Origin of the sequence: Actinomadura latina NBRC 106108, assembly GCF_001552195.1 — a bacterium.
Classification (GTDB): domain Bacteria; phylum Actinomycetota; class Actinomycetes; order Streptosporangiales; family Streptosporangiaceae; genus Spirillospora; species Spirillospora latina.
The window spans coordinates 336,133-356,213 of the sequence record NZ_BCQS01000003.1; the positions used below are offsets into that span (position 1 = coordinate 336,133).

A 20,081-nucleotide genomic window follows, 5' to 3' on the forward strand; every position below is an offset into this window, starting at 1 on the left:
CCCGAACCCCGTCGTTCCACGGAGGACACCCATGGCCCACTCCGGCTCGTCTCATGCCCTGCTCGACGCCGTCCGCGGCGGCGCGAGCGGCCCCGAGCTGCAGGAGATCGACCTTCCGACACGCTTCCGCGCCGCGCACACCCGCAAGGAAGAAGTCGGCATCTTCGAGGGTCAGACCGACAAGGACGTGCGCCGCTCCATGCACGTCGGCGAGGTCGACATGCCCGAACTGGCGCCGGACGAGTGCGTGGTCGCGGTGATGTCGGCCGCGATCAACTTCAACACCGTCTGGTCGGCGATCTTCGAGCCGATCCCGACGTTCGCGTTCCTGGAGAAGTTCGGGCGGCAGGGCTGGTACGGCGCCCGGCACGACCTGCCGTACCACATCCTCGGCTCGGACGGCTCGGGCGTCGTCGTGCGCACCGGCGCCGGCGTGAAGCACTGGAAGGTCGGCGACAAGGTCGTCCTCTCCCCGTCCTACGTCGACGAGGAGGACCACGGCTCCTACGACGACGGCATGATGTCGGAGACGCAGCTCGCCTGGGGCTTCGAGACGAACTTCGGGTCGCTCGGCGAGTACTGCATCGTCAAGGCGAACCAGCTGATCCGCAAGCCCGCGCACCTGACGTGGGAGGAGGCGGGCTCCAACACCCTCTGCGCCGCCACCGCCTACCGGATGCTCGTCGGGACGCACGGCGCCCGCATGAAGCAGGGCGACGTCGTGCTGATCTGGGGCGCGACCGGCGGGCTCGGCTCGTTCGCGACGCAGCTCGTCAAGAACGGCGGCGGCATCCCGGTCGGGGTCGTCTCGTCGGACGAGAAGGCCGACATCGTCCGGTCGCAGGGCTGCGAGCACGTCATCAACCGCAACGAGCTGAACCTCGGCGAGCAGGGCCTGCGCCACCCGAAGGCCGGCCGCGTCCTCGGCGAGGCGATCCGGAGCCTCGTCGGCGAGGACCCGGGCATCGTGTTCGAGTACCTCGGCCGCGAGACGTTCGGCGCATCCGTCTACGTCGCCAAGCGCGGCGGCAGGATCGTCACCTGCGGCTCGTCGACCGGCTTCAAGCACGAGTACGACAACCGGTTCCTGTGGATGCGGCTGAAGAGCATCATCGGCTCGCACGGCTTCAACTACCACGAGGCCGTCGAGGTGAACCGCCTGTTCAGCCTCGGCATGATCCACCCGACGCTGTCGAAGGTGTTCCCGCTGGACGAGGCCGGGGACGCGACCCGCGCCGTCCAGACGAACCAGCACATCGGCAAGGTCGCCGTCCTGTGCGGCGCCACCGCGGAGGGCCAGGGCGTTGACGACCCGGCGCTGCGCGAGCGCATCGGCGAGGAGAAGCTGAACCTCTACCGCCGCTGACGCATGCCCCAAAGGACGGGCCCGGGCCGCCGGGTCCGTCCTTTGCTCATGCTTCGTCCGCCGCCGCGTCGTCGTCGGCTGCGTCAGCCGCCGCCCTCGCCGGGTGCGGCCCCGGTGATGGCCTGCGTCTGCCGTCCGGTGATCTCCTGCAGCGATATGTCGTCGTAGTTGCCGAGGATGACGCCGACCCACCCGCTATCCGGGTAGATGCTGTAGTAGGTGGAACTGCCGGGGTGGGGCCCGCCGCGCCCCAGCTCCCACTGGCCTTCGACGATGTGGGCTGTCGGCCCGTAGGTGGCGAACCCCGGGGAGCCTCGGAAGTTGGGGGCCTTGACCGAGGTGTACACGTCGGCCCAGGACGGGTCGAGCACGGTGCCGTCGTACAACGCTTCCGCGAACCGGACCATGTCCGGTGCGGTGACGAACCCGCCGTCCGGGACGAAGTTGCGGGCATTGTTCATACCCGCCATACCCGGGTCAGGGCTGCCCTTGTCCAGGTTGCGGACGGCGTCCACCCGGCTGCCGTCGGCCTGCTTCATGTACGAGTGCGCGATATGTTCGTCGGCCAGCCACTGCGGCCTGGTGTAGTACCCCGAGCCGGTCATGCCGCAGCGCTCGAAGATGTGCTTGTGCACGTAGTCCCAGAACGTCATGCCGGACACCGCCTCGACGATCTGCACGACGACTTCCGAACCCCAGCCGGGTTTCTGCGAACCCGCACCTGGGGCCGCGACCAGCGTGGCCTGCCGGGCGTACTGCTGGTCGTACTCCCGCTGCTCGTCCTTGCTGTGGAAGATGCGCTGGTAGTCGCGCTCCGGAAAGGACAACCCCGAGGTGCCCCTGAGCAGGTGATGGACGCGCACCTGCTCAGCGATCTCCTTGGCGAAACCGGTCAGGTAGGCGCCCACCGTGTCCCACAGCTTCACCTTGCCCCGCTGCGCCAGCTGCACGATGGACAGGCTGACGAACGGCCCGCCGTACTGGTTGAACGCGACACCCTCATGGTTGCGGATGCCCTTCTCCTTGTCGGCCATGCCGCAGCTGCGCGAGAGCACCGTCCGGCCCCGGTGCGACAGCAGCACCACCCCGGAGAACTCGTCCTCGGCGGCCAGCTTCGCGATGTACCGGTCGTAGGCGCCGCCGGGACGGGTGTCCGGCGGGATCGGGCCGAGCTGTGCACCTCTGCCGGTTCGTGCCGTGGCCGCCCCGCCCAGCAGCGGCGTGGCCGCGCCGGCACCGGCCACCACGGCGGCGCCCCGCAACATCGAACGCCGATCCCATGCCCCGTCATTCGCACTGGCCATGTCCTTTCCTTCTCCCTCTCCCGCGATGGACGCCGAAGCCGGGCTCCGGGCCCTGGACCCGCGCCACTGTGGTCCGTGCCTCCATCGAAGACCGGAGATTGTCGCGGTGGCGTATGCGATTTTCGATACGCGCGCGATACACCAACCCCCGCCCCATCGGATGCAGAGAAGACCCTGGTAGACGTGCTGGCGGACAACGTACGTCTCAACGCCCGGGTTTGCCTTCCGCGGTCCGTTCTGGACGAGGGTGAACGAGCCGCTTCCGCCGCATCGCCTGACCGCTCAGCCCGCCGTCCTGTAGACGAACCCCTCAAGCGAGGTCACTGTCTCGGCGCGGTTGTAGCGGTGCCGCATGCAGTATTGCGTGGGGTACCAGCCCGAGCGCGCATACGCCTGCGGCAGCTTGATCGGAACGCAGCGGTCATCAATGGTGCCGTTGCGCAATCCGTTGTATTGCGTGAGGTTCACCATCGGCTCGTAGAAGGTGACCTTGCCGTTCCAGATGCCGTAGATGAACGAGGACGTGAATCTTCCCCCATGGAATTCGGGGGCGGTTGTGTCAACGAGGTGGTTGCCCATTCCAGGCTCGACGGCGTCGGTGTCCTTGTAGTCGGGGTGCAGATACTTCGCGGCCGGGAGAATCTTGCCCTTGGGGTAGTCATCGCAGTTGGTGAGCTGCGGGCACGGTCCGGGGCGGATCGCCAGCCGCTCCGCTTCGGGATTCATGTAGAAATGGACGTCGAAATGCGGCACGTCCCATATGTGGGCAGGCATGTGCCCCGTCGGGTTCCAGTTGGCCAGGACGTAGGTGAACGGCGAGTCGACCCTCTTCTTGAACTTCGGGCTCAACCGGAGGGATCTCTCATGCCCGCCCGTGCATTCACGGTGCTGGTCGACGGTACCGTCGCCGTTCTTGTCGTAGCACCAGATCCCGCTGGTGGGCGGTTCGTACGGAAGACCGTCGTAGGTGCTGTCCTTGGCGAGGAGCCCGATGACCAGCGGGGTCCTCCCCCTTGTCTGCGAGAACGCGGTGAGCCTCCCGTTCCCGAGGGGCGCGCTCTGCCCGTACTGGGCACACGGCCCGGGATAGGAGAGGGAGCGGGCGAGTAGTTTGCCGACAGCCCGCTTCGGCACCTGCACGGTCTTCTCGGTATGCGGGGAATTCTTCGGCACCGCGCAGACCGTGACACTCGAGTCGGCGGCCCCCATGGCGGGTTCCGCGCCGAATGCTACCGGCGATCCCGTGAGCAACAGAAGCCCGGTCGCGCTCCGTGCGACTATCCGCCGACTCCAGAAAGACATACCCGCCCCCGGTGATCGCCATGGAAAATCGTCAGCCGAAGCCAAGAATGAGAAAGGCTGATCATCCTGTCAAGTGCATTGGCGGGGACAAGGCTCTGCCGGCGAAAGACCTTTACCCGAGCCGGACGCAGGCTGGACCGCTGCACCCTCGGCCGAAGTCTCGGTCGGCGAGAGAGTCCAGCCGAGTGCGGGGGGCCTGGTAGCCGGGTGGTAGCGGAATCGGGGAACGCCCGCCGGTCATGCTCCGGCGGGCGTTCCGGCGTTCGCGGTCAGGAACCGGTCAGGTCGGCGTAGACGATCAGGTTGTCGGTGTAGTGGCCGATCTTCGGGTCGAAGGCGCCGCCGCACGTCACCAGCCGCAGCGCCGCGTGGTCGAGCGACTCGCCGAACACCTTCTTGTGCGGGAAGGCGTCCTTGTCGACCCGCTGGGCCCGCCGCACGGCGAACGTCGCGGTGGACCCGTCCTGGCGGGCCACCCGGATCCGGTCGCCGGGCCTCAGGTCCTTCAGCCGGTAGAACACCGCCGGCCGGCCGTTGGCGTCGACGTGGCCGAGGATCACCGCCGGGCCGATCTCGCCCGGCGTGACGCCCTCCTTGTACCAGCCGGCCAGGCCGGGCTTGCTCAGCGGCGGCTCCTCGACGCGTCCGTCGGGCAGCAGCCCGATCGAACCCACCGGAGCCGACACGCCGATCTTCGGGATGGCGATCTTCGTCGGCGGCGACTGCGGCATGGGATGGATGTTGGACGCGGGCGTGGTCGCACCGGTCGTCTCCGTCGCCGCGGGCTCCGGGGTGCCGGACGAGTTCGCTGTAGAGGCGGTGCCCCCGTCCCCGCCGCAGCCGGTGAACAGCAGTCCGATGAGCAGCGCACCGGCCGCCGCGCCCGCGGCGCGGCGGCCGGTGGCCGATGCTGGGAGTTCCGGCAACGTTACGACCGCTCCCGAACCGCCCGGCGGCGCAGCGCGGCCGCGCCGAGACCGCCGAGGCCGGCGAGCGCCAGCGCGCCCCAGCCGGCGGCCGGCAGCGGCGAGCCCCCGCCGCGCATGTACATGCTGCCGTCCCCGGTGTCGATGCGGCCGGACGGGATCTTCGGCGTCTTCGGCTTCATCGTGTTGCCGCCGTTCCCTCCGCCGCCGCCGTTCCCGCCCTTGTCGGGCTCGGTGCTGTAGCCGACCGACCCGTAGCCCTTGCAGGCCACCGTGGCGGTCGTCGGGTTGGGCAGCTTGGTGCGGAACGTCCCGGTGGCCGTCCAGGTGTCGTCACCGATCTTCTTCACCGGCAGCGGGTTCTGCGTGTAGCCGTTTCCGGTGATGACGACCGCCGTCGGGCAGGTCACGGTGAAGGTCGTCTTGTAGCCGGGCGCGACGCGCAGGCTGGACAGCTTCACCTTGTCGTAGCCGAACTTGAACGCCGGCTTCGTCGGCGTCGGGGTCGGTGTCGGCGTCGGCGACTCACTGGGGTCGCCGTCGCCGGGCTCGCCGCCGCCGGGGTCGCCGTCTCCGACCTTGACCCACGTGGGCTGGTCGCCTCCGTCCGGCAGCACGCACTTCAGGAGCGTGCCGTCCTCCGCCTTGGTGGTGCTGCCCACCTGCTCCTTCGTGCAGTTGTCACCCGCCTTGGGCGGGGTGTCCGCGAGTGCGGGCGCGGCCATTCCGAGCATCATGGATCCCGCAGCGATTCCCACCGCAGCCAGCCGACTTGCGCGCATTGCCCTTCTCCTCTGTTCGGAGCTCTTCGCGTCCCCGGGCGAGGCGAGACGTGCCCGTGCAATGGCGGGGAAAGGGCCGCGGGCCGGCGGCTGGCATGCAGGGCACTCGCGGTACGAGCGCCAGGGAGACCGAAGAAAACGATGAGCTTCGCAGCCTAGCGGGCGTTTGTGCTATTGCGGGGCAATATGAGTCGCTTCGCTCCATAATGGCCGGACTTGGTCATCTTTGAGGATTGTGTAAACCTTTCACCGGGCATAAGCAGCCGAATCCGTGACCGGCAGATTGGCATGGGTGCGACATGTCGCAGGGGCCGAAGAGAATTTGATCTACTCACTTTAAGTAGTCGACTGAATGCGCAGCGGGTAGATGCTGTGAGGAGCAGGGACCTCGTCGGGGTCCCCATGCCTCATGGAGGAAGAGATGAGAATTTCGAACCCGCTGCGTTCGGCGGCGGTCACCGCCGCCAGCCTGGTCATGGCCGCGGGGCTGACCGCGTTCGCTCCCGCGACTTCGGCGAGCGCGGCGGAAACGGCCGCGGTGCGAACGGCCGCCGTTCAGCAGGGCGACGTTCAGCAGGGCGCGGGACAGGCGGCGTGGCGCGACTGCCCGCGCGGCACGTACTGGAACCGGTACCTGCACAAGTGCGTTTGTGTCCGTCACCACGGCCACCACGGCCACCACTGCAAGCACGGTCACCACCACGGGCACCACGGCCACCACCACGGGCACCACGGCCACCACCACGGCCATCACGGGCACCAGCACCAGAGGTAACGAGCAGCATGGGCGTTCAGCCGTCCCGTCCGGACGGGACGGCTGAACGCCGGGCTCAGGTGGGCAGCGGCCGTTCGTCCACGACGTGCTTCATCACGAGCGTGGAGTTCAGCCGCTGCACACCGGGCAGGGCGCTCAGCACATCGTCCTCCAGCTCCTGGTACGCGGTGAGATCCGCGGTGACGATGCGCAGCAGGTAATCGGGGTCGCCGAACAGCCGCTGCGCCTGGACGACCTCGGGCACGCGCGCGACCGCCTCCTCGAAACCGAGCAGTGTCTCCCGGTCCTCCTGCCGCATGGTGACGAAAACGAGCGCCTGGAAGGTCAGCCCGAGAGCGGCGGCGTCAACGACCGCCCGGTAGCCGCGAATGGCGCCGCTGCGCTCCAGTTCCCGCAGCCGCCGGTGGCACGGCGAGACGCTCAACCCGACCCGGGCCGCCAGTTCCGTGATCGTCAGGCGGCCGTTCTGCTGGAGTACAGCAAGGATCTTCCGGTCAATCGCGTCCACTGAGAAGATCCTTCCACAGAACCCGTATTTCAGAGACAAACTTGGGAACACCTTCCGGCCATTCGAGAATACGCTTCCCCGAACACCCGCCAAAGGGGAAGGGAAAGACCATGGCGCCCGGCTCCGTACTCGCCTTCTGGTCGGTCGCGCTCCTGCTCATCGCCGTGCCGGGCCCGGACTGGGCGTTCACCATCGGCGCCGGCCTGCGCGGCCGTTCCGTCGTCCCCGCGGTGAGCGGGCTGGTCGCCGGCTACGCCGCCGTGACCCTCGTCGTCGCGGCGGGCGTCGGTGCGCTGGTCGCCGGCTCCCCGTCCGCCCTCACCGCTCTGACCCTGACCGGCGGCGCCTACCTCATCTGGCAGGGCGCGTCGACCTTCGCGCGCCCCGCCGCGCCCGGCACCGAAGCCGCGCCCGGCACCGACTGGGGCACCTTCCTGCGCGGCATCGGCGTCAGCGGCCTCAACCCCAAGGGCCTCCTGATCTTCCTGGCCCTCCTGCCGCAGTTCACCGACCCCGGCGGCAGCTGGCCCATCGCGGGCCAGATCGGCGTCCTCGGTCTCACCTTCATGGCCACCGGCGCCGTCTGGTACCTCTGCCTGGGCACTCTCACCCGGACCGTCCTGAACGGCACGCCCCACGGAACCCGCTTGATCACCCGCCTCTCCGGCGCCGCCATGATCGCCCTGGGCGGCTACTTGCTCCTAGACCACGTCCTCGCCTGACTCCGATTCGACGCGGGAATCCAGGTAGGGAGCTCCCGGGCGATCGGACGGCGCCAGCACGCGACCGCGGATCGCCGAGCACGCCGGCCGGGGGTGTCGTCGCCCGGCCGACGCGCATCGTTCGCGGTTCAGCGGTGGGTGAAGACCGGAGTCCAGGAGCCGGCCCGGTCGGAATGCTGGTACCCGGTGAGCGGGGTGATCTTGCCCTTGAGGGTGACCAGCAGGAGCCGGTTGCGGAACTCGCCCTTGCCGGTGCACTTCTCGACGTCGCAGCCGATGGCGAACAGCCGGCTGTCGTCGGCCCATGCCAGGGCCTGCTCGATCGGGAGGACCGCCACCTTCCGGCCGCTGTCCACGTTGGTGACGGTGACGGCGGGGCCGGGGCGCGGGCCGAAAGCGGGCAGCAGGGTGCCGTTCGGGGACAGGCCCGCCTCTGCGTCCTCGGTCTCCGCCTCGTGCGCGGGTGCGGACTGCCGCCGGCCGTCCGGGGCGTAGAAGACCTTGGTCGGGACGGTGGCGGTCGGCGCCCAGATCAGCTTGCCGTCCCGGCTCCACCCCAGGTCCTGCCGGTTGTTCGGGTTGTCGCGCATCCCCGGTAGGGCGTGGAACGCACCGGGCTCGGCCGCGCTGTTGACGACGTAGTAGCCCGTCCTCGGCGACTTCCTCGGATCGCCTCCCAGTGTGTCGGGGTTCGCGGCGTAGGACGTGAGGAGCAGCCGACGGGCGTCCGGCGACCAGGCGACGCCTCCGACCGGCTTGTCGACCTTGATCCAGCGCGTGACCTTGCGCGTCCTCATGTCGAGCACTCCGACCCGGGACGTGGGCAGCGGCCCCTGCAGAACGGCCGCGCGCTGCATGCCGGGCGCGACGCTGAGGTACGTCCAGTTCGTCTGCTCGTACATGCCCGTGGACGGGTTGTAGAGGTACCAGGTGCGGCGGAAAGTGCCCTTTATGGCGCCCATCGGGGTGTCGCTCGTGTAGTAGGCGGCCACGGCCATGTGCCCGGCGGCGACGAGGCGGCGGGGGAAGTCGCTGCCGAGGTCGGTGCGCAGGCTCGTGTCCGAGGACAGGGACGCGGGCTTGAACGCGACCTCGGAGGGCTCCGACCGCACGGGCCCGCCGGCGGAGAAGAGCGCGACGGCCGTCGCGCCGGCGAGGAGCGCGCTCGTCCCGCCGATCAGCGTGAACTTGAGGGAGCGGCGGCGGGTGCGTCCGCGCAGCGCGCGGTCGGCGAGGCCGACGGGGACGCGGGCCTCCGCGGCCCATTCGTCGAGCGTGCTTTTGACGATCGTTTCCGGCTTCATCGTCGAGCCTCCTCCGGCTTCGGGTCGTTCAGTTCGGGGGCGAGCTGGCGCAGGCGTGCGAGCGAGCGATGCGTCGTGCTGCGGACCGTCCCGACGCTGCAGCCGAGGATCCGCGCGACCTCCGCCTCGGGCAGGTCCTCGAAGAACCGCAGCACCAGCACCGCCCGCTGCTTGGCCGTGAGGCGCGCCAGGGCGTTGCGCACGGTCAGCTTCAGGTCGACCGCCGACGTGGCGTCGAGCCCGGCCTCGTCGGGGAGCGCAGCGACCCGCGTCTCGCGCCGCCGCCCCGCCCGCCGCCAGGTGCTGACCTGCTGGCGGTACATGGTCCGCCGCACGTACGGCTCGGGGTTGTCGACGCTGCTCCAGCGCGCCGCCGTCTTGGCGAGCGCGGACTGCAGAAGGTCCTCGGCCGCGTGCTGGTCGCCTCCGGCGAGCAGGTACGCCAGGCGCATCAGCGCCACCGACCTCGTCTCCACGAACTCACGGAAATGTCGCTCTGATGCGGCATCCATCGTCACCTCCGGATTGCTGTCCCCCCTTCAGACGCCGCGAGCCGGTCCCCGCTATGCCTGGCGCATGTCGATCGTTCGTCATCCGGTAGGCCGAAGCTGGTCGAAAGTCGACCTAGACTTTGCGCCCGAGCACCCCACAGGTCATGATTTGCCTCACACAGGTCTCATAAGTAAGTAATTACCCCCTGTGTACGGCGCGCAACGCTGGGGGACGAAAGGGAGGTTCTGTGGCGAACGAAGGTTCGACCACCAGCGGGCGCCCGTGGGCGGATCTGCCCAGGGAACTGGCGGATCACATGCGGCCGCACCTCGACGAGGTGGCGGACGACATGATCCAGGAGATCCAGACGCGCGTCAGGGAGTACGACCGCCCCGGAGACGGCTCCTACTCGGGCACCCTGCGGCTCGCCGTCGAGCGCGTGCTCCACTACTTCGTGGACCGGGTGGCCGACCCGGCGCACGACCCCGCCCCGGTGACCGACTTCTTCCGCGCCATCGGCCGCGGCGAGGCCGGCGAGGGGCGCAGCCTCGACGCCATGCAGACCGCGATGCGGGTCGGCGGCATGGTGGCGTGGCGGCGGATGACCGAGGGCGCCGAGGCGCTGGAGGTGTCGCCGCGCACGCTCGGCGCCGTCGGCGAGGTGCTGATGCAGTTCCAGGACGAGCTGGCGCACGCCGCCGCCGAGGGGTTCTCCCAGGCCAAGGCCGCCGTCGCGGGCGAGATGCAGCGCCGCCGCAAGCGGCTGCTCGACCTGCTGTTCGCCGATCCGCCCGCCGCGCAGGAGGCCATCGCCGACCTCGCCGCCGCCGCGCACTGGCCCATCCCGCGGACGATCGCCGCGGTCGCGCTCGGCCGGCACCAGGACGGCCGGCAGCCCGCGTTCCCGCCGGACGTCCTCGCCGACCTCACCCGGCGCACCCCCAGCCTGATCATCCCCGATCCGGACGGCCCCGGCCGCGCCAAGCTCGTCGACCGCGCCCTGGCCGGGACGCTCGCCGTCGTCGGCCCGACCGTCCCGCTGATGGAGGCGGCACGTTCCATCCAGTGGGCGCGCAAGACGCTGTGCCTCGTCCAGCGGGGCGTGATCGAGGAGGAGAGCGGCGTGATCCGCAGCGTGGAGCACATGTCCACGCTGATCCTGTTCCAGGACGAGGGCCTCATCACCTCGCTCGCCGACCTGCGCCTCGCGCCGCTCGCGCACCTGCGGCCGAGCCAGCAGGACCGGCTCGCCGAGACGCTGCTGGCCTGGCTTCAGTCGGGCCGCAACGCCAACGAGGTCGCGATGCGGCTGCACGTCCACCCGCAGACGGTGCGGTACCGGCTGCGCCAGCTGGAGGAGCTGTTCGGCGACCAGCTGCTCGACCCGGACCTGCGCTTCGACCTGGAGATCGTGCTGCGCGCCCGCGCGCTGCTGGCCGACAACGCGGGCGAGCGGATCATCCCGCCGGCCCGTGAGGCGGTCGGCGACTCCGGCGAGGTCGTCAGCATCCGCCGAACCTGACCCGCGGCTAGTTCCGGCGGGACGAGCGGAACCGCTCGGCGGTGGCGACGCGTTCGGCGAGCCTGGTCTGCGCGTCGCAGAGCAGCCACAGCTCGCCCTCGTCCGCCGCGACGACCTCTTCGAGGCAGCCGTTGAGGAGCTGGTAGTCCGACAACTGGGTGATCCGGGTGGCCCGCAGGCCCTTGTCCGAGCGCTCGCTGTGCCACCCGGGCATGCACATGATCACCGACATCGTGCGGGACTCCCTTGGTCGGCCTATGGTAGGTCTACCGTAGGGCCGCCCAGCGCTGCCCACAACGCGTTCGGCGGAACCCGGGAGGCCGCCGGGGCGGGTGGGATCTGTACGGTGTGAGGTCAGAGCAATGACCCGGAGCAGGATCTGGTATGCCGCGACCCCCCACGAAGGCACAGGTGATCTCCAACGCGCTCGCCGCCCGCATCGTCGAGGGCGAGCTGGACCCCGGCGCCTGGCTGCCGTCCGAGCGGCGGCTGGCCGGCGAGTACGGCGCCGACCGCTCGACCGTCCGGCGGGCGCTGCGGATGCTGGCCGAGGCGGGCCTCGTCCGGCTGCGGCACGGCGCGGGCGCGCAGGTCCGGACGGCGCCGAAGGTGCGCCGCGCGGCGGCCGACATCACCCGGCAGGTCGGCGAGTGGCGCGGCTTCCACGTGTCGGCGCAGGAGGACGGCCGCCGGCCGTTCACGCGGACGACCGTGACCGAGGTCGAGGCCGACGAGCGGCTCGCGCCCCGGCTGGACGTCCCCGCCGGCACCCGGGTGCTGGAGCGGGCGCGCGTCCAGGGCGTGGAGGGGGAGCCGCCGGTCCAGACGGCGACGACCTGGATCATCGCGGAGGTCGTCGCGGAGATCCCGGTGCTGCGGGAGGTCAACACGGGTCCGGGCGGGCTCTACTCGCGGCTGGAGGAGGCGGGCCACCGGATCACGTTCGAGGAGTCGGTGACGTGCCGGCTCCCGCGCGCGGACGAGCAGGAGACGCTGCGGATCGGCCCGGAGCAGCCCGTCCTGACGCTGTGGCGCCGCGCCTACGACCAGGACGACCGCGTCGTCGAGGTCACCCACCGGGTGGTGGTCGGCGACCGGCACGAACTCGTCTACCGCTACGGGTCGGGAGCGTGAGCATGAGCGAGGAGCCCGCCGTCCGCCAGGTCGGCTCGCGCGTCGTCTACGAGAACCCGTGGATGGTCGTCCGGGAGGACGAGGTCGAGCGGCCGGACGGCTCGCGCGGCATCTACGGCGTCATCGACAAACCCGACTTCGTGCTGGTCATCCCGGTGGAGGGCGACGGGTTCCACCTCGTCGAGGAGTACCGGTACCCGATCGGGAAGCGCACGTGGAACTTCCCGCAGGGCTCGGCCCCCGGCCGGCGGGACACCGACCCGGAGGAGCTGGCCCGCCGGGAGCTGGCCGAGGAGACGGGCCTGCGCGCCGGGACGCTGACGCACCTCGGGCGCCTGAACTGCGCGCACGGGATGAGCGGCCAGGGCTTCAACATCTTCGTCGCGTCCGATCTGGAGGCCGGGGAGGCCGACCGGGAGCCCGAGGAGCAGGACATGCGGCAGAAGTGGTTCTCGCGGGACGAGTTCAAGGCGCTGATCCGGGAGGGCCGCATCACCGACGACTCGACCATCGCCGCCTACGCCCTGCTCATAATGGACGAGTCCGGCTCATGATGGACGAGGCGGGCTGAAGCAGTCCGCCGACTCGTCGATGGGGCGCCGCTCCAGGACCTTCCGGGCTTCGGCGCGGGACAGGTTCGCGCTCATCGCCGGTTCGTTCTCGCTCAGCCCGAAGGCGATCTGGCGCAGCGCGCAGCTCCGCATCGGCTCGGGCAACTCGTCCAGGGCGGGCACGGCGTCGGCGGACAGGCCCCGCAGGTACGGGACGTCGATCTTGCCGGTCTCCTTGTACCGGGCGACGTTGTGCTCGGCGATGAACCGGTCCGGGTTGAGCACCGCGAGGACGATCAGCGCGACCGCCCCGCTGACGGCGACCGTGCGCGGCAGCCACGGGACGCGCCCCTTGACGACGCCGGCGACGGCCACGAGCACCACGACGAAGCCGAGCCAGAGCTCGAAGGCGTGCACCCACAGCCGCAGCCTCGTCCAGCCGAACATCTGCTCGTACAGGTAGAGCCGCCGCAACGCGACCGCGACGACGACGAGCGTCAGCGTGCACAGCAGCCCGAGGAGCACCCGGACCATGCCCTGGTCGCCCTTCGGCGCGTAGCGCTTGGCGACGGCGACGACGACGAGCACGAGCACCGTCACGATGACGAGCTGGAAGAACCCCTGCCGCGCGTACTCGGCGTAGGTGAGGCCGGTCGAGCGCAGCAGCGCGTCCTTGTCGGCGGCGAGGAAGACGCCGGCCTGGATGGCGCAGAACACCAGGAAGAGCAGGTCGAGCGCGGCGATCGGCACCGCCCACGACCAGCGTCCGGCGGGCCTGCCGGGCTCCGGGCTCAGCACGCGCAGCGGCGGCGGCGCCTGCCCGAGGTACGCGCCGGCGGACGCCAGCAGCAGCGTCGCGACGCCCGTGAACCCGTACACGATGACCGAGACCGCCGACACCTCGGGGACGAGCCCGGCGGCGAGGCTCCCGAACGCCGCGTCCGCGCCGACGAACAGCGCGCCGAACACCGCGAGCAGCCCGCCCGCGACGAGCGCCGTCCGGATGACCGGCCACGCGTTGCTCTTGTCGGACGTCACCGCCCCGTACGCGCCGCGTCCCGCCCACGGCAGCATGGCGCCTGCCGCGGGCAGCACCGCGAGCCCGCCGAACAGGACCTCCGGCCACGACCGCCCGCCGGACGCCGCGTACGAGCCGAGCGCGACGGCGAGCAGCAGCGCGGGGACGACGACCCACTCCGCCTCCCGCACCGCCGCGACCGCGGACAGCCCCACGGCGAGCAGCCCGAACACGATCGCCGTCCGGTTGACCTGCGCTTTCCGCTTCTCGGTGGCGGGCCGGACGACCCGTCCCGCCGACCACGCCGACGCCGCCGCCACATACGCGACGGCCGCGGCGGCGACGAGGACACCGACGCCCAGCAGCCCCTCCCGGAACTGGGGACCGACCGTGACGGCGCCGATCACCCCCGCGACCAGGGCGCCCACCACGAGCGACGGCGACATGGGCCGCGCGGGCCGCCGCCACGCCCGGAACAGCTTCTCGATCTTGGTCGGCTGGTAGACGAACGCCGGTGGGGGCGGCGGATACCCGGCCGGCCTCCCGTACGGCGGGTATCCCGGCCGCCCGTGGGCCGGCGGGTGACCGGCCACGACCGGCGCGGCGGCCGCGGCGGGCGGCGCGAACCCGCCCGCCGCCGGTGGTTGCTGGGCAGCGGCCTCGGCGGGCTCGGCCGGGTCCTCGGGCGGGTTGGTCGTCATGCGGGTTCTCCGATGTTCGGGGGGATCATGACGCGGATGCGGCAGCCGGACGGCGTGTCCAGGACGGTGATGTCGCCGCCGTGCAGGTCGGTGGCCCAGCTCGCGATGGCGAGGCCGAGGCCGGTGCCGCCGCCGGCCGTCCCGGGCCCGGACACCGAGCCGCGGGAGAAGCGCTCGAACACGCGGGCGCGCTCCTCGGGTGGTATTCCGGGCCCCTCATCGGCCACTTCGATGATCAGTCCGCCCGGTTCGTTCGCGGGACGCGCGGTGACGATGACGGGCCGCCCGTCCGGGCCGTGCCGGGCGGCGTTGTCGAGCAGGTTCGCGACGACCTGGTGGAGCCGGTCGCGGTCGGCGACGGCGTGCAGGCCGGGGGCGACGTCGGTCTCGAACAGGGCGTCCGGGTGGCCGGCGCGCGCCTCGCCCGTGACGCCGTCCACGAACTCGGCGACGTCGATGTCGGCGAGGTCGAGGACCGCCGCCCCGGCCTCGGCCCGCGACAGGTCGAGGAGCTGCGTGACGAGCCGCCCGAGCCGCTCGGTCTGGTCGAGCGCCGATTCGAGGACGTCGGGCGTCGCGGGCGTGACCCCGTCCGCGACGTTCTCCAGGACGGCCCGCAGCGCGCTGATCGGCGTGCGCAGCTCGTGCGACACGTTGGCGACGAACTCGCGGCGCTGCCGCTCGACCTCGGCGAGGTCGGCCGCCATCCGGTTGAACGCCTGCGCCAGCTCGCCGACCTCGTCCCGCGACGTGGCCCGTACCCGTCGGCTGTAGTCGCCGCGCGCCATGGCCCGCGCCGCCGCCGTCATCTCCCGCAGCGGCGCGGTCATCCCGTGCGCCAGCAACTGGATCACGACCAGCGAGATCAGCACGCCGACCGGCATCGTCTGCCGCGCGCGGAACCCCATCGGATAGCCCCACAGGACGATCAGCACGGCGACGCACGCGGTCACGACGACCACCACGCCGAACTTGACCTTGATCGACCGGAGCGGGTCCAGCGGCCGGGGGAGCCGCGCCCACAGCCTGTGGATGACGGCGGTCACGACACGGTCTCCAGGCTGTAGCCGACACCGTGCACCGTCCGGATCAGCCCCTGCCCCAGTTTCCGCCGCAGCGCCTTCACGTGGCTGTCGACGACCCGGGTTCCGGACGCGTCCGCCCAGTTCCACACCTGCTCCAGCAGGACGGCGCGGGTGAGCACCGCCCCCTGGTTGCGCAGGAGGCACGCGAGCAGGTCGAACTCGGTCGGCGTGAGGTGCACCTCGCGGCCGTCCCTGCGGACCCGCCGGGCCCGCTCGTCGACCTCCAGCTCCCCGACCCGCACCGCCCCGCCGGCCGCCGCGCCGCCCGCCGCGCCGAGTGCGGGCCGCTCGACCCGCCGCAGCACCGCCCGGATGCGCGCGACCAGCTCCCGCATGCTGAACGGCTTGGTGACGTAGTCGTCGGCGCCGACGCCGAGCCCGACCAGCAGATCGGTCTCGTCGTCGCGCGCCGTCAGCATCAGCACCGGCACGGGGCGTTCCGCCTGGACGCGCCGGCACACCTCAAGCCCGTCGAACCCGGGCAGCATCACGTCCAGCACGATGAGATGCGGCTCGTAGCCGCGCGCCCGCTCGACGGCCGAGGGGCCGTCCCCGGCCACCTCGACCCCGAAGCCTTCGGCCGCGAGCCGATCCGCCACGGCCCGCGCGATGGTCGGCTCGTCCTCGACCACCAGGACCCGAGTCTCGTTCCCTGTCACGACCCCAGACTCTAAGAGCCCGGTATGCGCGCTACGAGCACGAAATGTGCAGGACTCGTGTAGATCACCTCAACTCGCCCCCTGGGGACGTCGCCGACGGGGATTGGGGCCGCCCTCCCAAGGTTTACGGCCCGATGGGCCACATGTGGACCGGAGTGTTGGCGCGCATGTGCTCGGCGTACGAGCGGGTCATCATGCGGAGGGCGTCGTGGCGCGGGGTGCCGTAGGACTCCTCGATGGCGTCCACGGTGGCGATCTGCCAGGCGGCGCCGGTCTGGCCGGTGACGCAGCGGCGTTCGATGATGCCGAGGAGGCGGTCGCGGCGGGCCGGGTCGACGCCCCAGCGGTCGAGGCCCTCGTGGGCCAGGGGGAGCAGTCTGCGGAGGACGAGTTCGGCGGCGGGCACCTCGCCCATGCCGGGCCAGTAGAGGGTGGAGTCGAGGCCGTCGCGGGCGGCGCGGTGGAGGTTCTCCTCGGCGGTGGCGAACGACATGCGGGTCCAGACGGGGCGGTCGGCCTCGGCGAGCATGCGGACGACGCCGTAGTAGAAGGCGCCGTTGGCGACGACGTCGGCGACGGTCGGCCCGGCGGGCAGGACGCGGTTCTCGATGCGCAGGTGGGGGCGGCCCTTCACGACCGCGTAGATGGGGCGGTTCCAGCGGTAGATCGTCCCGTTGTGGAGGGTGAGCTCGCCGAGTTCGGGGATGCCGCCCTCGTCCAGGACCTCGCGGGGCTCCTCGTCGTCGCAGAGCGGCAGCAGCGACGGGAAGTAGCGGGTGTTCTCCTCGAACAGATCGAACACGGACGTGATCCAGCGCTCGCCGAACCAGACGCGGGGCCGGACGCCCTGCGTCTTCAGCTCGTCCGGGCGGGTGTCGGTGGCCTGCTCGAACAGCGTGATCCGGGTCTCCTGCCAGAGCCGGCGCCCGAACAGGAACGGGGAGTTGGCGCCCATCGCGACCTGCGGACCGGCGACGGCCTGGGCGGCGTTCCAGTAGGCGCCGAACTGGTCGGGGCTGACCTGGAGGTGGAACTGGACGCTGGTGCAGGCGGCCTCCGGGATGATCGTGTCGGCGTGCATGTGCAGCGGCTCGGGCCCCTCGATGTCGATGCGCATCTCCTCGCCGCGCGCCGCGAAGATCTGGTCGTTCAGCATCTTGTAGCGGGCGTTGGACGAGAGGGTCTCCTCGCCGATGTCGGAGCGCCGCAGGGTCGGCAGGATGCCGATCATGAGGAGCCCGCCGCCGACCTCGTGGGCGCGGTCGTCGGCGTGCTGCAGGTGCCCGCGGACCTCCGCCTCCAGCTCGCCGGTGCCCTCCCCGCCGAGTTCGCGGGGCGGGATGTTGATCTCCAGGTTGAACTGGCCGAGCTCCGTTGCCCAGGCCGGGTCGGCGATCGCCTTGAGGACGTCCGCATTGCGCATTAGCGGATCGCCGATCGCGTCGATCAGATTGAGCTCGATCTCCAGCCCGATATGGGGGCGCTCGAAATCGAACTGGGATTCGCCCAGCATGCGGGCCAGCACATCGAGGCATCTGCGCACCTTCTCCCGATACCGCCGCCTGTCCTCGCCGCTGATGGTGACCGAAGCCACGTCCCTGCCCATGTGTCCGTCCCTGTGCTCCGGAAGAACCGTCATAAAACGGGATGTCCCGGTGAGGGAAGGTGAAAACCCGACATCGGTTTTCGGGCTCCCCCCGCCGGTGAGCGCCGGATAACGTGTGCCCGGGAGGGAGCATGCGCATGCGCCCCCGGTCCATCCGGGCCAGGGACACGCTCGCCGCCGCCGTGATCGCGGCGCTGGTCCTCGGCATCACAGCGGTCGGCCTCGACGTCGCCGTGCGCGGGGAGGTCAAGGCCGATCTCCTCCGGCAGACCCAGGTGGACGCCCGCCGGGTGAGCGGCGCGGTCCGCGACGGGTCGCTGGAAGGCGCCATCCCGGACGTCACGCGGGGACGCATCCTCGTCCAGGTCGTCGAACCGGGCGGCAGGGTGACCAACGCCACGGCCGCCGGCGCCGGCCGTCCGCCGGTGAGCAGACTATGGCCGTCGAGCAACCTGCGCGTCCGCGACTACACCGAGTGCCGCGGCTTCCTGGCCCGGCCGGCGCCCGCTTCGCGCTCCGGCTGCCGCTCGTCCCGCCGCCCGGACGCGAGAAGGGCCGCCCGAAACCGGACGGCCCTTCCTGACGAGGCCACCGCCGCCCGCCGGACCGGCCGGGCGCCGCGAGGCCCTTCTCGATGAAGTTCGCGCGGGGATGCTCAGGCGCGGACGGCCTGGACCTCCAGCTGGATGTCGACCTTGTCGCTGAGCAGGGCCTTCTCGCCCTTCAGCGGGATGTTGAACTCGATGCCCCAGTCCTTGCGGTTGATCGTGGCCGCGGCGGAGAACCCGGCGCGCGTCCCGCCCCAGGGGTCCTCGCCGACGCCGTTGTACTCGACCGTGAGCGTGATCGGACGGGTGACGTCCTTGATCGTCAGCTCGCCGTCCAGGAGGTACTCGCCGCCCTCGGCGCGCACGCCCTTGGTCGTGAAGGTCATGGTGGGGTACTTCTCGACGTCCAGGACGTCGGAGGTGCGCACGTGGGCGTCCCGGTCGGGGTTGCGCGTGTCGATCGAGGCGACCTTGATCTCGGCCGCCGCGGTGGACGCCGACAGGTCCTCGGCGATCTGCACGGCCCCGGTGAACTCGGTGAATGTGCCGCGCACCTTGGTCATGAGGTGCCGGATCACGAAGGTGACCTCGGAGTGCCCGGGGTCGATGTTCCAGGTTCCGGCGGTCAGTTCGGGGGCGACGGCGGCGATGCTCATGGGAACTCCCTCTGGTGATGCTTGAAACTTCAACGACTTGTCGAAGGTTAGTTGAGGGTTCAAACACCTGTCAATTCCGGATTGTTCCCGGGACCCGCTCCCGGCGGAAGGCCGTCCGGTAGGCCCGCGGGCGCCGCCCGGTGTGCCGGGCGAAGAGGGCGGCGAAGGTGCCGGGATCGGCGTACCCGACGGCGGCGGCGACGGCGGCGACCGTCCGGTCCGTGGTCTCCAGGAGGTGCCGGGCCCGGCGGACGCGCGCCGCCTGCAGGTACTCCAGCGGGCTCTGGCCGGTCTCGGCGGCGAACCGCCGCAGCAGCGTCCGGGTGCTGACGTTGAACGCGGCCGCCAGGCCGGCGAGTTCGTAGCGGGCGCCGAGGTTCTGGTCGAGCCGCCGCATCACCCTGCGGGAGAACGTGTCTCCGGGCTGCGGGAGGAGCCGCGCGTCGACGTACGGGGCCTGGGACGTACGCGCGTCGTCCACGAGCGCGACGCGCGCGGTCGTCCGGGCCACGCCGGGACCGCTGTGCCGGCGGATCAGCTCCAGCGTGAAGTCGTACATGGCGCTGAAGGCCGCCGTGGTCGTCACCCCCGTGTCGGTGACGACCAGGCATTCGGGCCGCACGTCCGCGTCCGGGCAGCGGCGGGCCAGCTCGTCCGCGAAGAGCCACGCCGTCGTGGCCCGGCGGCGGCCGAGGAGACCGGCCCCGGCGAGCAGGAACGCGCCGACGCAGATCGAGACGACGGCGCCGCCCGCGGCGGCGTGCGCGCGGATCGCCGCGATCTCCGGGGTGAGGACCGCGAGCCTCGCGTCCACGTCGACGCCCGGCACGAGCTCGAACCCCGGCACGACGAGGACGTCGACCTCGCGGAGCGGGGCGACGGCCAGCACCGCGCCGCCCGACGCGGCGACGCGGCCGCGGGGCGAGACGACGGTCACCTCGTACCCGGCGCGGTCCGGGCCGGCCACGTGCGCGGCCATCGTCAGGAGATCGGGGACGCCGAACACCTCGGACGCGAAGCAGCCCGGATACGCCAGGACACCGACCCGCAACGCGCTCACATGGCGAGATTACCCCTGAACATGGCGATCCGGCCTATCCCGCCCTGCGGGCCCATCGCC

General features: G+C 71.2%; 21 protein-coding genes. 7 read left to right on the forward strand and 14 right to left on the reverse strand.

Features of this window, described 5'->3' with window-relative positions:
* The first annotated feature begins 31 nt into the window (after positions 1–31).
* On the forward strand, positions 32–1,366 hold the full coding sequence (gene ccrA / locus AL2_RS02300) for a crotonyl-CoA carboxylase/reductase (protein ID WP_067628620.1): 1,335 nt from the start codon (positions 32–34) through the stop codon (positions 1,364–1,366).
* An 83-nt stretch (positions 1,367–1,449) separates the two neighbouring features.
* On the opposite strand, the gene AL2_RS02305 is transcribed toward ccrA, so the two are convergent.
* The 4 genes from AL2_RS02305 to AL2_RS02320 all read right to left on the reverse strand — a co-directional run bounded on the left by AL2_RS02305 (position 1,450) and on the right by AL2_RS02320 (position 5,623).
* Entirely contained in the window at positions 1,450–2,670 is a 1,221-nt protein-coding gene (locus AL2_RS02305; RefSeq protein ID WP_067628622.1) for a serine hydrolase domain-containing protein, read from the reverse strand.
* 282 nt (positions 2,671–2,952) lie between these two features.
* Positions 2,953–3,879: a hypothetical protein gene (locus AL2_RS02310; RefSeq protein WP_067628625.1), complete on the reverse strand. Its 927-nt coding sequence runs from the start codon at positions 3,877–3,879 to the stop codon at positions 2,953–2,955.
* A gap of 362 nt (positions 3,880–4,241) precedes the next feature.
* The gene (locus AL2_RS02315) at positions 4,242–4,898 is read right to left on the reverse strand and encodes a class F sortase (protein ID WP_067628626.1); all 657 of its coding nucleotides are present in this window, start codon (positions 4,896–4,898) and stop codon (positions 4,242–4,244) included.
* A gap of 2 nt (positions 4,899–4,900) precedes the next feature.
* Positions 4,901–5,623: a hypothetical protein gene (locus tag AL2_RS02320; protein WP_157437969.1), complete on the reverse strand. Its 723-nt coding sequence runs from the start codon at positions 5,621–5,623 to the stop codon at positions 4,901–4,903.
* Between the two features lie 478 nt (positions 5,624–6,101).
* Here AL2_RS02320 and AL2_RS02325 point away from each other — a divergent pair, with 478 nt between their 5' ends.
* Positions 6,102–6,455 carry a hypothetical protein gene (locus AL2_RS02325; protein ID WP_157437970.1) on the forward strand — a complete coding sequence of 118 codons (354 nt, stop codon included), beginning with the start codon at positions 6,102–6,104 and terminating at the stop codon, positions 6,453–6,455.
* Positions 6,456–6,510: 55 nt separating this feature from the next.
* On the opposite strand, the gene AL2_RS02330 is transcribed toward AL2_RS02325, so the two are convergent.
* The gene (locus tag AL2_RS02330) at positions 6,511–6,963 is read right to left on the reverse strand and encodes an Lrp/AsnC family transcriptional regulator (RefSeq protein ID WP_067628629.1); all 453 of its coding nucleotides are present in this window, start codon (positions 6,961–6,963) and stop codon (positions 6,511–6,513) included.
* Between the two features lie 110 nt (positions 6,964–7,073).
* Between AL2_RS02330 and AL2_RS02335 the strand changes: the two genes are divergently transcribed.
* Positions 7,074–7,685, forward strand: coding sequence for a LysE family translocator (locus AL2_RS02335; protein WP_067628631.1), 612 nt, complete (start codon positions 7,074–7,076; stop codon positions 7,683–7,685).
* A 128-nt stretch (positions 7,686–7,813) separates the two neighbouring features.
* On the opposite strand, the gene AL2_RS02340 is transcribed toward AL2_RS02335, so the two are convergent.
* Both AL2_RS02340 and AL2_RS02345 read right to left on the reverse strand, forming a co-directional pair.
* Positions 7,814–8,989: a hypothetical protein gene (locus AL2_RS02340; protein ID WP_067628632.1), complete on the reverse strand. Its 1,176-nt coding sequence runs from the start codon at positions 8,987–8,989 to the stop codon at positions 7,814–7,816.
* Positions 8,986–9,501, reverse strand: coding sequence for a SigE family RNA polymerase sigma factor (locus AL2_RS02345; protein WP_067628633.1), 516 nt, complete (start codon positions 9,499–9,501; stop codon positions 8,986–8,988). Before AL2_RS02345 ends, AL2_RS02340 begins: the two co-directional genes overlap by 4 nt.
* 227 nt (positions 9,502–9,728) lie before the next feature.
* Here AL2_RS02345 and AL2_RS02350 point away from each other — a divergent pair, with 227 nt between their 5' ends.
* On the forward strand, positions 9,729–11,003 hold the full coding sequence (locus AL2_RS02350; protein ID WP_067628637.1) for a PucR family transcriptional regulator: 1,275 nt from the start codon (positions 9,729–9,731) through the stop codon (positions 11,001–11,003).
* Positions 11,004–11,010: 7 nt separating this feature from the next.
* Here the strand turns inward: AL2_RS02350 and AL2_RS02355 are convergent, their stop codons facing one another.
* The gene (locus tag AL2_RS02355) at positions 11,011–11,235 is read right to left on the reverse strand and encodes a hypothetical protein (RefSeq protein ID WP_067628639.1); all 225 of its coding nucleotides are present in this window, start codon (positions 11,233–11,235) and stop codon (positions 11,011–11,013) included.
* A gap of 152 nt (positions 11,236–11,387) precedes the next feature.
* Between AL2_RS02355 and AL2_RS02360 the strand changes: the two genes are divergently transcribed.
* Both AL2_RS02360 and AL2_RS02365 read left to right on the forward strand, forming a co-directional pair.
* Positions 11,388–12,137 carry a GntR family transcriptional regulator gene (locus AL2_RS02360; protein WP_067628640.1) on the forward strand — a complete coding sequence of 250 codons (750 nt, stop codon included), beginning with the start codon at positions 11,388–11,390 and terminating at the stop codon, positions 12,135–12,137.
* 2 nt (positions 12,138–12,139) lie between these two features.
* The gene (locus tag AL2_RS02365) at positions 12,140–12,691 is read left to right on the forward strand and encodes an NUDIX domain-containing protein (RefSeq protein ID WP_067628642.1); all 552 of its coding nucleotides are present in this window, start codon (positions 12,140–12,142) and stop codon (positions 12,689–12,691) included.
* On the opposite strand, the gene AL2_RS02370 is transcribed toward AL2_RS02365, so the two are convergent.
* The 4 genes from AL2_RS02370 to AL2_RS02385 all read right to left on the reverse strand — a co-directional run bounded on the left by AL2_RS02370 (position 12,686) and on the right by AL2_RS02385 (position 17,757).
* Positions 12,686–14,407: a DUF4153 domain-containing protein gene (locus AL2_RS02370; protein ID WP_067628644.1), complete on the reverse strand. Its 1,722-nt coding sequence runs from the start codon at positions 14,405–14,407 to the stop codon at positions 12,686–12,688. The two genes, AL2_RS02365 and AL2_RS02370, sit on opposite strands and share 6 nt — an antisense overlap.
* Positions 14,404–15,453 (reverse strand): HAMP domain-containing sensor histidine kinase, encoded by a 1,050-nt coding sequence (locus AL2_RS02375; protein ID WP_245666263.1) that lies wholly within the window; start codon positions 15,451–15,453, stop codon positions 14,404–14,406. The genes AL2_RS02370 and AL2_RS02375 overlap by 4 nt, the downstream gene beginning before the upstream one ends.
* Positions 15,450–16,151 carry a response regulator transcription factor gene (locus tag AL2_RS02380; protein ID WP_067628646.1) on the reverse strand — a complete coding sequence of 234 codons (702 nt, stop codon included), beginning with the start codon at positions 16,149–16,151 and terminating at the stop codon, positions 15,450–15,452. The genes AL2_RS02375 and AL2_RS02380 overlap by 4 nt, the downstream gene beginning before the upstream one ends.
* A gap of 124 nt (positions 16,152–16,275) precedes the next feature.
* A complete protein-coding gene (locus AL2_RS02385) occupies positions 16,276–17,757 on the reverse strand; it encodes a glutamate-cysteine ligase family protein (protein WP_067628648.1) in 1,482 nt (493 codons plus the stop codon).
* A 131-nt stretch (positions 17,758–17,888) separates the two neighbouring features.
* Here AL2_RS02385 and AL2_RS02390 point away from each other — a divergent pair, with 131 nt between their 5' ends.
* Positions 17,889–18,395, forward strand: coding sequence for a hypothetical protein (locus AL2_RS02390; protein WP_157437971.1), 507 nt, complete (start codon positions 17,889–17,891; stop codon positions 18,393–18,395).
* Positions 18,396–18,412: 17 nt separating this feature from the next.
* Here the strand turns inward: AL2_RS02390 and AL2_RS02395 are convergent, their stop codons facing one another.
* Together AL2_RS02395 and AL2_RS02400 are read right to left on the reverse strand one after the other, a co-directional pair.
* Positions 18,413–18,961 carry a YceI family protein gene (locus AL2_RS02395; protein ID WP_067628652.1) on the reverse strand — a complete coding sequence of 183 codons (549 nt, stop codon included), beginning with the start codon at positions 18,959–18,961 and terminating at the stop codon, positions 18,413–18,415.
* Between the two features lie 70 nt (positions 18,962–19,031).
* On the reverse strand, positions 19,032–20,021 hold the full coding sequence (locus AL2_RS02400; protein WP_067628653.1) for a GlxA family transcriptional regulator: 990 nt from the start codon (positions 20,019–20,021) through the stop codon (positions 19,032–19,034).
* Positions 20,022–20,081 lie beyond the last annotated feature (60 nt).

Bases quoted from the DNA above. Each gene is read 5' to 3' on its own strand.
- ccrA (WP_067628620.1), top strand. From the start codon at position 32: ATGGCCCACTCCGGCTCGTCTCATGCCCTGCTCGACGCCGTCCGCGGC.
- AL2_RS02390 (WP_157437971.1), top strand. From the start codon at position 17,889: ATGCGCATGCGCCCCCGGTCCATCCGGGCCAGGGACACGCTCGCCGCC.
- AL2_RS02355 (WP_067628639.1), bottom strand. From the start codon at position 11,235: ATGTCGGTGATCATGTGCATGCCCGGGTGGCACAGCGAGCGCTCGGAC.
- AL2_RS02310 (WP_067628625.1), bottom strand. From the start codon at position 3,879: ATGGGGGCCGCCGACTCGAGTGTCACGGTCTGCGCGGTGCCGAAGAAT.
- AL2_RS02325 (WP_157437970.1), top strand. From the start codon at position 6,102: ATGAGAATTTCGAACCCGCTGCGTTCGGCGGCGGTCACCGCCGCCAGC.
- AL2_RS02320 (WP_157437969.1), bottom strand. From the start codon at position 5,623: ATGGCCGCGCCCGCACTCGCGGACACCCCGCCCAAGGCGGGTGACAAC.
- AL2_RS02395 (WP_067628652.1), bottom strand. From the start codon at position 18,961: ATGAGCATCGCCGCCGTCGCCCCCGAACTGACCGCCGGAACCTGGAAC.
- AL2_RS02345 (WP_067628633.1), bottom strand. From the start codon at position 9,501: ATGGATGCCGCATCAGAGCGACATTTCCGTGAGTTCGTGGAGACGAGG.
- AL2_RS02365 (WP_067628642.1), top strand. From the start codon at position 12,140: ATGAGCGAGGAGCCCGCCGTCCGCCAGGTCGGCTCGCGCGTCGTCTAC.
- AL2_RS02360 (WP_067628640.1), top strand. From the start codon at position 11,388: ATGCCGCGACCCCCCACGAAGGCACAGGTGATCTCCAACGCGCTCGCC.
- AL2_RS02340 (WP_067628632.1), bottom strand. From the start codon at position 8,989: ATGAAGCCGGAAACGATCGTCAAAAGCACGCTCGACGAATGGGCCGCG.
- AL2_RS02305 (WP_067628622.1), bottom strand. From the start codon at position 2,670: ATGGCCAGTGCGAATGACGGGGCATGGGATCGGCGTTCGATGTTGCGG.
- AL2_RS02370 (WP_067628644.1), bottom strand. From the start codon at position 14,407: ATGACGACCAACCCGCCCGAGGACCCGGCCGAGCCCGCCGAGGCCGCT.
- AL2_RS02385 (WP_067628648.1), bottom strand. From the start codon at position 17,757: ATGGGCAGGGACGTGGCTTCGGTCACCATCAGCGGCGAGGACAGGCGG.
- AL2_RS02335 (WP_067628631.1), top strand. From the start codon at position 7,074: ATGGCGCCCGGCTCCGTACTCGCCTTCTGGTCGGTCGCGCTCCTGCTC.